Consider the following 9129-nt stretch of genomic DNA (forward strand, 5'->3'; position numbering starts at 1 on the left):
CGATGACCATGGCGGTACGTCCTTCGCTCGCGTGCAATCCGAGATGCTGCACGCGGCGCTGACAGCACGCGAAGACCCGGTGTCGTCGAGCAGCATGCGCGCCTTGTCTGACCTTGGGATGTGCCGGCGGACGATTCGTCCGCCCACCGGCCGGCCTGCAGCAGTGGGACGAGGGCCACCTGCGCCTCCATAGTCCGTATGTGGTGTGAACCAGACATCGGGTGTTCCAACTGACCTAGCGTCACCGCGTGACGCTGAATCATGTGAGACGAGGGAGCGGCAGTCCGCTGTTGCTCGTCCACGGTCTGGGTGCTGGGTGGCGATCCTGGGGCCCGATACTCGACGGACTGGCCGGGAGCCGTGAGGTGATCGCTGTCGACCTGCCGGGATTCGGCGAGACGCCACCGTTGACCGGCGAGGTCTCGATCGCCACCCTGACCGACTCCGTCGCGGACTTCATCCGCGAACAGGGCCTCGACGGGGTCTCGACCGTCGGCCAGTCGATGGGCGGTCGAATCGTGCTCGAACTCGCGCGGCGGGGCGTCGGTGGCGACACCGTGGCGTTGGACCCGGGCGGCTTCTGGAGCGACCGCGAGGTCGCCGTCTTCAGCGCCACGCTGCGGCCGTCCATCGCTGCGGTCCGAGTACTGCGACCCGTGTTGCCAGCACTGCTCGGCAACCCTGTCGGGAGGACCGTGCTGCTGGCGCAGCTGTCTGCACGGCCCTGGGCGCTCTCGCGCGAGACCGTGATGCCGGACGTGCGCGGGCTGGCCGACTCGCCGTCGACCGGTGCTGCCATGGACGCCCTGACGAAGGGGCCCAAGCAGCAGGGCGCCCCGGCTGGCACGGTGCCCGGCCGGGTCACGATCGGTTGGGGTCGTCGTGACCTGGTAGCCGTGCCGAGACAGGCCGCGCGTGCTGTCAGGCTCTACCCCGACGCGGTGCTGCACTGGTTCGATCGGTGCGGTCATTTCCCGCAGTGGGACGCACCCCACGAAGCGACCAGGCTGATTCTCGACAGCACCGGTTGAGCGCGGCCGGCCCGTCGCGAGCGTGCGCGCCGCACCGGTCCCCGTGATGACGCACGGGGCGGCGCGTCGAACACGGCGGAAGAGTCGACCGAAGGCGTAGCAGTCCCCTTCGCTCTCGAGGCGAGGAAGGCGTCTCGCGAGCAGGTCACTGAGACGTCTCGCGGGCAGGCAGCGGAGGTCCTCCGGTTCCGGGCGTCGGCGTTGACGCCGTTCCTCAAGGTGCTAGCACTTTGCTAGCACTTTCGCGGAGGTGATCGGATGTCGGTGCTGACGGTGCGCAATCTCGGGGTGGAGGTGCGGGATCGGTTGAAGGCGCAGGCGGCCGCGCATGGGCGGTCCATGGAGGCCGAGGCGCGAGCGATCCTCTCCGCTGCGGTCGCGCCGAAGGGGGTGTCCGAGACGGGGTTGGGGAGCCGGATCGCGGACTTGTTCGCTGATGAGCCTGCGCCCCACGTCGAGCGCTCGGGGGAGCCGGCGCGGGCTGCGGGGTTCGAGGCGTGATCGTGCTGGACACCAACGTGGTGTCCGAGCTCATGCGGCCCTCGCCGGACGGCCGCATGCTGGCGTGGGTCGATCAGTGGCCGTCGGACCGCCTGTGGCTGACCTCGATGACCGCCGCCGAGCTGCTCGCGGGAGTGGCGACGCTTCCGGGTGGTGCGCGCCGGCAGCGTCTCGGGCAGCGGGTGCGGGAGCTGCTGACGGTGGTGTTCGTCGATCGGATCGCGCCGTTCGATCAAGACGCTGCAGCCATCTACGCGAACGTCCTGCGCCGAAGGAGCGAGCAGGGCCGCCCCGTGGGGATCGCCGACGCGATCATCGCGGCGACAGCGCTCGCCGCCGGGGCGGAACTGCTCGCGACCCGCCACACATCGGACTTCACCGACACCGGTGTCGAACTCTTCAACCCGTGGCGAGCATCGGACTGACCGGCGACGCGACCGGAAGCGCGATCCCGCTCCCGCACGACCCGCAGCGGATCTCAGCAGCAGTGAGCTGAGACATGGTCCTGCGTCCTGGCCGCCTACTGTCGCGCGGCGTGACTGTGGAACCGAACGAGTCGGACGGCCCGGAGGACCTCTGGGCGCGTGAGCACGAGGACGAGCTCATCGGGTCGTCGGACGAGGATGCGTCGGCCCTGGTCTCAGCGGCGGGCTTTCGGCCCTTCGTGTTCCAAGCGGCGACAGGGCATGCACTCGCTGCGAACAAGATCAGGAACACGATCGCTTTGATCTCGGTCGGCGGCATCGTGCGAAGCGTGCGGCACTGAAGGGGCCGGTATCAGCAGTAGGGGGAGTGAAGCGGCAGGCCTTCAAGGTGCCACGCTGCTGCGCGTGAGTACTCGTCGCAGTTGCGTTCTGGTCGCTTCGGCACTTCTGCTCGGAGCCGGCCTGGCCTCGGGTGCGACGGCGCTGGCGACCTACTTCACGCGGTACTCCCGCTTCGACGCACTCCTCGGCGAGATCGACGCGACGCTCTACGCGCAGGTGACGCAGATCGCGCCGGCTGAGAAGGCCGCGCTCGTTGCGGCTGCTCTGCTCGTACCCGCCTCAGTCGTGGGTCTGCTCTCGCTGCTCCGTCGACCCCGACCGGGGGCATACGGCTCATCGGCAGGGCGACGAGACTGAAGCCGAGACCGGCGGATGAAGTTCCAGTCGGTCAGCGGACATCGCGGCCTGTCTCCTCGATCGGGATCGACCGGCTCGAACGACGGCAGTGCGCTCGTGATCCTGGCTGCCACCTCGTGGCTGGCTCCGATGCTCCTCCACGAGTCGTCCCAGAGCAGTGAGATGAGCCACGTGCGGTCAGGTGGGAACAGCAGGTCGGGGAAGCCGCCCTCGCCCTCTGCGGGCAATCCCTGCAGGCAGGCGGCCTCGGTTCGTTGGAACCGGTAGCGCCACGCTGCGTAGAGGACATGCTCGTCCCCAGGATGCGGCGGGTAGGGCCCGCGATCGATCCACCCGGCGATCAGCTCCGTGCTGTTTCCGGGAGCGACAGCACGGAGTAGCGCGTCCTCGGTGGGGCGCTCCTCCGAGATTTCGAGTAGGCCGTACGCGTCGAAGCCTCCGGGGATCGCTGATCGGATCGTCCCGCCGATCGCGGTTCCACGGCGGATCCATGCAACGTCCTCGTCGACCACACCCGTCACCGCGCCAGATTGGCCGTGGCCGTCGGAGATGTCGTGGCAGCAGGGGAATGAGATGTCTCGCCGGCGGTGAGTTGAGAGCGTCCTGGCGCGCGGGTCAGGCGGGCGTGGTTCGTGCCTTGTGCCAGATCTCCTCCCGCATCTGGTCCTGCATGGCCTCCACCTGGTCTCTGATCACTGAGTGGGCGCGGTCGGGGCGGTTGTGGGGCCGGCGGATGAGGACCTTGTCGCGGGAGAGCCATTGCTTCTCGACCCGGTCGCGCCATCCGGGCTGGAGGAGGGTCCGCAGCTGGCCGCGGATGACGGTGGCGATGCTCGCGGCGTTCGGCAGCTGGTCGGCATGGGCGAGGAAGCTGTAGCGCAGTTCGGGGGTGGCGGGGTCGGTCCAGCGGAAGACGATGAGCACCATCTCGTCCACGAAGCCCACGTCGACCAGCTCGAACCAGCGCCACGACTCCGGCTCGTAGACCGGGGCGCCGGGAGCGTCGGGGGTGAGGGGGTTGTCGGCGTGCCAGCCGCCGCGATCCTCTGGGATCGGGTGCGGGTCGTCGACCCGGTCGGTGTCCTTGCGCAGCAGGTCGCGGATGGCGGTGGCGACCTCGGCCGGATCGAGTCGTAATCGCTCTGCCACGGCAGCAGTGTCCCGCGCATCAGCTCAGCACCCGGCCGTGGGAGCGGCAGCGGTTCAGCTCCTCGTGAGTGGGGCGGGACGATGGGGCGGTGTCTCCGTCGCCGGCTGAGTTCCTGGAGGCGCTGCGTGCCGCGGTAGCGCGACGGGGTGGCGCGCAGTGGCTCGCCGGACGCGTCGACGGCGACTCGATCGTGGTGCTGTTCCGCCACGACGCCGTACGAGGCACGCAGGTCGTGACGGAGCCGGTCGAAGGCACGCGTCTGCAGTTCGAGCGCTTCGCCGCGGAGATCCTCGGGCCCGGGCAGCATCGCCTGCACGACGTCCTGGGGAAGCGGTGCTCGAGATCGTCGAGCCTCACGAGCACGGCCGACGGCTGCAGGTCACCTGGGCTGAAGGGATGTGCGCAGAGCCGGCGGCAGTGCTGTGGCGCCCGGACGCCGTCGAGGCCGCAGCGCCCGAGCGATGACCGCTCCGCATCTCGCGAGCAGGCACTTGAGGCCGACCTCAATCCGATGGAGAGCTCGTCGTTCGCGGTGCCCCGGGTGCTGGACCAAAGCGCAGCACGTCGCCCGCGAAGATCTCCAATCCGCCACGGCTTCCCGCGCTCACCCGATCGGGAGTGCTGCCGAAGCGACGAGCGATGCCCTCGGCTGTGTCTCCCTTCGCGACCGTGTAGAGGTAGTCGCCGCTGTCGAGCAATCGTGCTCTGCCGTGGGCGTACGCCTCCGGGCCGCGATCGCCGAATGCCGGCAAGGAGGCCGCGGTCGGCGCGGACGATGACGGGGCAGGAGACGGTCCGCTGTTCACGGAGGTGCAGGCCGTGAGGAGCGTCACGAGGACGCCTGCGCAGATCCAGAGCCTGAAGCCCGACCTCCGAGACCACATGAGCGAGACCATAAGCGAGCCGCTTCACGGTGCGTCCCGTTCCTGTCGAGCGTGTTCCGACACACGGTGATTGCGGGTGATGCGGCTTCGCACGGGCAGGGGTGTGAGTGCGGCCTACGACGCGGTCTGCCGCACGCCGCCGCGTGCGGCAGGTGCAAGAAGCTTGTCGAGCACCGGCATCGCGATTCCGGTCGTCAGAGCCGTGACCGCGACGATTCCGCCGATGGTCGGCTCGGGGGAGGCCAGGTACGAGCCGAAGGAGCAGACGGCAGCCGCCACGCCGGCCACTGCCCCCGAGAGTGCGACCACGACCCTGCCGAGCAGTGCTGGAACTCCGGCGCGCCGCATGAGCGCGGACGATGCGGCTGCCGCGACTCCCGCCGTTGAGCCGACCAACGCACCAGCGAAAGCACTCACCAGCGCGAACCAGACGACGAATGGGCTCCAGGAGACGACGCCCCAGACGAGGCCGGTCAGCCCGCCGCCGACGAAGCCGGCAGCGGAACCGAGGCCACCAGCGAGGAGGAGAACGCTGATGAGTCGCACGACGTCATCGTGACGGGTTCGCGCTTCTCATGGCGGCCCTCTTCGCGATGACGTCCTTCGCCTTCCAGGTACGAGATGGCGCTTATTGACGATCGTCCGACTCGCGAGCCGGGAGGCGAGACCTCGCTCTGGAGTGGCCACGGGAGTCACCTTCTCCTGCTGATGACCCGATCGTCTCGTGCCTCCCGACCACGGTCAACGATGCGTCGTCCTAGGAGCAGGTCTGAGATACGGCGCGCGGCAAGGCTTGCTCTACACACAGCCGACAAGCGTGTACTGCCTGGTTGACACACGACTGCTTACCCTTGTACTACTGACGCGGTACAAGGGAGGGTGTCGTGTTCGAGATCGTTCTGGTCCTGACCGGGGTGCTCGGGGGTCTGCTTGCGCTGGGTGCGTTGATCGCTCGCGGACGGCTGAGCGTCGTGGCGGCAGACGCGAGAAGTGCGGCGCTTGCGCGGGCTCAGCGCGGTCTGCTGTTGCGCGCTGCCGCTGCGGTGGTGTTGGCCCTGGTGGTCTTCCTGGTGCTGGCGATCGTGACTGATCGGCAGCCGTTGCTGCAGGGGGTGCTGTTCGCGGTTGCGCCTGCGCTGGCGATGGGGACAGGTCTGGGGGCGTTCGCGCTGCTGCCCGGAGCGGTGATCGAGGGACAGGTCGAGGTGCGCTCGGCGCAGCTGGAGCGGCGGACTCCTCTGTCGATGCTCGGGACGAGCAGGCTTCGACTGGTCGTTGGCGCCTTCCTGGCGGCGGGGCTGCTGCTGCTCGTGTGCGGGCTGCTGTCGAAGTCGCCAGTCGGAGACGGGCGACTGATCTGTACGTCGCTTTTCACCGCTGCGTGTTCAGCGGGTGGTCCCTACTTGTTCCCGGGCTGGTACTTCGCGCTCCCGACCCTCGGAGCGCTGCTGATCCTCGCCGCGAGCGGGTATCTGGCGCTCTGGCGGATCTGCCGGACCCCGACTGCTGCTTGGCCGGAGCTTCGTCCTGCTGACCGGGCACTCAGGCGCAACGCCGGATCGCTGGTGGGACTGGTCGTACTCGCTGCGGTGCTGCTGACCGGAGCGCAGTTCCTCGTCGGAGCCGGCACCCCGCTGCTGAACGCACCCGTGCTGGACACCGGCCTGGCGGCAGGCGCGGCGGGAGCTCTCTCCGTCGTCGGCATCGTCACCGTCGTGCTCGGGGCCGCAGTGCTCGTGACCGGTCTTGTGGTGGCCGTGATCGCAGTGCTGGCGGCAGTGCGCGTCGCCCGGCTCGGGTCGGCGGTCGTGGCGTGATCGCCCTCGACCAGTCGGACCCCACCCCGCCCTTTGAACAGATCCGAGCGCAGCTGCATGCCGCTATCCGTGCCGGCACGCTCCCATCCGGCGCCCGGCTCCCCGCGATCCGGCAGCTCGCGGGCGACCTCAGAGTGGCCCCAGGAACCGTCGCCCGCGCCTACCGCCAACTCGAAACCGACGGGCTGGTCACCAGCAACCGCTCACACGGCACCACCGTCGCCGCCGACAACGCCGTCAGCGACAGCACCACCGATGCAGCCAAGGCCTTCACGACCACCGTCGCCGCCAACGGCACCAGCCTCGACGACGCTCTCGCAGCCGTGCGGGCCACCTGGCCGCCCACCCGCACCTCGTAGAACCGCGGAGTTCCATGCCGGCGCTCGGCTCGATGAGGACCTGGACGAGTTCGCCGCGCGGAACGCCTGGCTCGGGAGTGCAGCGTTTCGGATCGATCCGGACAGTGTGTAGGTGTGCGGGTCGAGTCGGGCGAAGAGTCGTCGTGGTGGGCTGCGGCCTCGGCCGGTGATGCGCGGGCGTTCAACCGGCTGTTCGCGCTGCATCGGGATCACGTCTTCCGATTCGCCCGTCGTCTCCTTCCGACCAACGCGGATGCTGATGATGTCGCCGCGGCGGCATTCCTGGAGCTGTGGCGCCGGCGGCAGGCTGTTCGGCTCGTCGAGGGCAGCGTCCGCCCCTGGCTGCTGGTCACTGCGGGCAACATCGCACGGAACACCCGCCGAGGAACGAGGCGGTGGCAGGCCCTGCTGGCCCAGCTTCCGCGCGAACCGATGGAACCGCTGGACCCGGCCGAGGTGGCCGGCGCTCGAGTCGACGGGCAGCGTGCGGCGACGCCATTGGGTGCTGCCCTGCGGCGGCTGCGCCCAGTCGATCTGAGCCTGCTGACCTTGACGGTGTTCGAGGGCTACTCCGTGTCGGAGGCGGCCGCAGTGCTGCAGCTGTCCGAGAGCACCGCCCGCAGCCGTCTCACCCGTGCTCGCGCGCGATTGCGCAATCTGCTGTCCGTCGATCCGATCACCCGTTCCACACTCCTGGAGGAGTCATGACCGACCGCGACCGGATGGATCCGCGCCTCGCAGCCGGGCTCGAGGACGCCCTGACCGCCCTGATCGCTCGTGACGTCACCGATCGCAGAGCCGCCCGCCGTGGTCCCGCAGCGCCGCAGGGCCGGCGGACCGTGTGGGTGACAGCGGTGGTCGGCTTGATCGTCGTCGCTCTCGCGGTCGCGACGTTCCAGGCGACCAACGTCCGGTCTGACGGTCGACTGCCGGCCGCGACTCCGAGCAGCAGTGCACGGTCGCAGTCGAGCCTCCTGGAGAAGCTGCCGAAGCAGCCGTACGGAGCGGTCGTGCACACCTGGACCGACCGGAGCCCGGGCGGGTCCGGGCCTTTCGACGTGGCAGGGTCGACGGTCGTCATCGCGGCGATCTGCGAGGGCGGCGGTGCCATCACGATCCACGACGCCTCCGGCAAGCCACATCTCTGGGTCTGCAACCGGCAGGTGATCCAGCAGCCGTTCTGGCGCAGCGGCCGCAGCGGCGGCGATGACGCCGCGGTCGAGCGAGGACCCGTGGAAGTCTCGGTCACGGTGAAGGGCGATCCTCGTTTCGTCATGCGGATGTGGAAGGTCGATCCGCGCATCCTCCGCGCCACGACCCGGATCGGCGCCACCAGCGGCACCGTCCCTGCCGCGCTGCGTACCTGCACCGCGGGAGATCTCGCACCCTCCGGCACCATCGACCCGATCAAGGGCGAGAGCGACGGCGTGGTGACCATCACCAACCGCAGCAGCAGCGACTGCGCAGTCCGGTCCTGGCCCGGCATGACCTATCTCGACAGCAGGGGGCAGGCCGTCGGTCCCACGCACGGTGGCGACGACATCAACGGCCGATCCTTGGATTCACGCGAGGGGACCGAGGACAAGTTCCACGAGTTCCCGCCCGCCCGGCTCGTGCCCGGCGGTCACGGCTACCTCATCGCCGACCTCTCCACCCGGACCCGTCTCACACAGGAAGACGTGGACGCAGTTGCGGCTGCTCGCGCCGAGGCGAAGAAGGCTGCAGCCTCCCCGGCATCCAGCCCCTCCCTCCCCGCCATCCCTCTCGAGCTCTGCCACCCGAGGACGATCACCGCCCTGCGGCTCGACATCTCCGGCTCGACCATCACCGTCCCGGTCCCGGACAGCCCCGCCTACGCTGCATGCAGTACCAGTCAGCGCAGCTTCGGCATCAATCCCGTCGTCACCACCGATCCGGCCGACAGTTGAGGACGAGGAACCGGCCCGTCGGGCACCGCCGGGCGACTGCTCGATCCAGGACTGCGTCGAACACGGAGCACTCGACAATCGACGGGATCGATGACGTCTCGTTACCGCTGCGCGATATTGGGATGCAGGGCAGTCGGCTGACCGGGCTCTCGTGTGCAGGGGTGCAAGAGGAAGCAGCCTTGAGCGCGATGAGGGGCGAAGGCTGACGCTGAGAAGAAAGCGCTTGGGGCTACCTGCGGCACTGGCTCGCCCACCCCACACTGGGACTGCGCAGCATGGCAGCACGCTGGTTCTGTATCCGCCATGACCGACCGCATACCCCGCTCCGCCGGTGG

Annotated in this window: 11 protein-coding genes; 8 read left to right on the forward strand and 3 right to left on the reverse strand. The window is 69.2% G+C overall.

What is annotated here, in order from left to right; genetic code table 11:
* The first annotated feature begins 248 nt into the window (after positions 1–248).
* The 4 genes from ACFSBI_RS12485 to ACFSBI_RS12500 all read left to right on the forward strand — a co-directional run bounded on the left by ACFSBI_RS12485 (position 249) and on the right by ACFSBI_RS12500 (position 2298).
* Positions 249–1031 (forward strand): alpha/beta fold hydrolase, encoded by a 783-nt coding sequence (locus ACFSBI_RS12485; protein ID WP_377935403.1) that lies wholly within the window; start codon positions 249–251, stop codon positions 1029–1031.
* A 258-nt stretch (positions 1032–1289) separates the two neighbouring features.
* Positions 1290–1532: a FitA-like ribbon-helix-helix domain-containing protein gene (locus ACFSBI_RS12490; protein ID WP_377935405.1), complete on the forward strand. Its 243-nt coding sequence runs from the start codon at positions 1290–1292 to the stop codon at positions 1530–1532.
* On the forward strand, positions 1529–1957 hold the full coding sequence (locus ACFSBI_RS12495; RefSeq protein ID WP_377935407.1) for a PIN domain-containing protein: 429 nt from the start codon (positions 1529–1531) through the stop codon (positions 1955–1957). Before ACFSBI_RS12490 ends, ACFSBI_RS12495 begins: the two co-directional genes overlap by 4 nt.
* Positions 1958–2067: 110 nt before the next feature.
* Positions 2068–2298, forward strand: a complete 231-nt coding sequence (locus ACFSBI_RS12500) for a hypothetical protein (RefSeq protein ID WP_377935409.1) — start codon at positions 2068–2070, stop codon at positions 2296–2298.
* 207 nt (positions 2299–2505) lie between these two features.
* Here ACFSBI_RS12500 and ACFSBI_RS12505 read toward each other — a convergent pair whose 3' ends face one another.
* The 3 genes from ACFSBI_RS12505 to ACFSBI_RS12520 all read right to left on the reverse strand — a co-directional run bounded on the left by ACFSBI_RS12505 (position 2506) and on the right by ACFSBI_RS12520 (position 5236).
* On the reverse strand, positions 2506–3168 hold the full coding sequence (locus ACFSBI_RS12505; protein ID WP_377935411.1) for a hypothetical protein: 663 nt from the start codon (positions 3166–3168) through the stop codon (positions 2506–2508).
* 103 nt (positions 3169–3271) lie between these two features.
* A complete protein-coding gene (locus tag ACFSBI_RS12510; RefSeq protein ID WP_377935413.1) occupies positions 3272–3805 on the reverse strand; it encodes a hypothetical protein in 534 nt (177 codons plus the stop codon).
* Between the two features lie 999 nt (positions 3806–4804).
* Positions 4805–5236: a hypothetical protein gene (locus ACFSBI_RS12520; protein WP_377935417.1), complete on the reverse strand. Its 432-nt coding sequence runs from the start codon at positions 5234–5236 to the stop codon at positions 4805–4807.
* A 338-nt stretch (positions 5237–5574) separates the two neighbouring features.
* Here ACFSBI_RS12520 and ACFSBI_RS12525 point away from each other — a divergent pair, with 338 nt between their 5' ends.
* The 4 genes from ACFSBI_RS12525 (at position 5575) to ACFSBI_RS12540 (ending at position 8794) form a co-directional block, all read left to right on the forward strand.
* Positions 5575–6507 (forward strand): hypothetical protein, encoded by a 933-nt coding sequence (locus tag ACFSBI_RS12525; RefSeq protein WP_377935419.1) that lies wholly within the window; start codon positions 5575–5577, stop codon positions 6505–6507.
* The gene (locus ACFSBI_RS12530; protein WP_377935421.1) at positions 6504–6866 is read left to right on the forward strand and encodes a GntR family transcriptional regulator; all 363 of its coding nucleotides are present in this window, start codon (positions 6504–6506) and stop codon (positions 6864–6866) included. Before ACFSBI_RS12525 ends, ACFSBI_RS12530 begins: the two co-directional genes overlap by 4 nt.
* 114 nt (positions 6867–6980) lie before the next feature.
* The gene (locus ACFSBI_RS12535; RefSeq protein ID WP_377935422.1) at positions 6981–7574 is read left to right on the forward strand and encodes an RNA polymerase sigma factor; all 594 of its coding nucleotides are present in this window, start codon (positions 6981–6983) and stop codon (positions 7572–7574) included.
* Entirely contained in the window at positions 7571–8794 is a 1224-nt protein-coding gene (locus tag ACFSBI_RS12540; protein ID WP_377935424.1) for a DUF4232 domain-containing protein, read from the forward strand. Before ACFSBI_RS12535 ends, ACFSBI_RS12540 begins: the two co-directional genes overlap by 4 nt.
* Positions 8795–9129 lie beyond the last annotated feature (335 nt).

This window comes from Amnibacterium endophyticum, from assembly GCF_042680685.1.
Lineage (GTDB): Bacteria > Actinomycetota > Actinomycetes > Actinomycetales > Microbacteriaceae > Amnibacterium > Amnibacterium endophyticum.

Coding starts and splice junctions, on each gene's coding strand:
- ACFSBI_RS12490 (WP_377935405.1), top strand. CDS start 1,290: ATGTCGGTGCTGACGGTGCGCAATCTCGGGGTGGAGGTGCGGGATCGG.
- ACFSBI_RS12540 (WP_377935424.1), top strand. CDS start 7,571: ATGACCGACCGCGACCGGATGGATCCGCGCCTCGCAGCCGGGCTCGAG.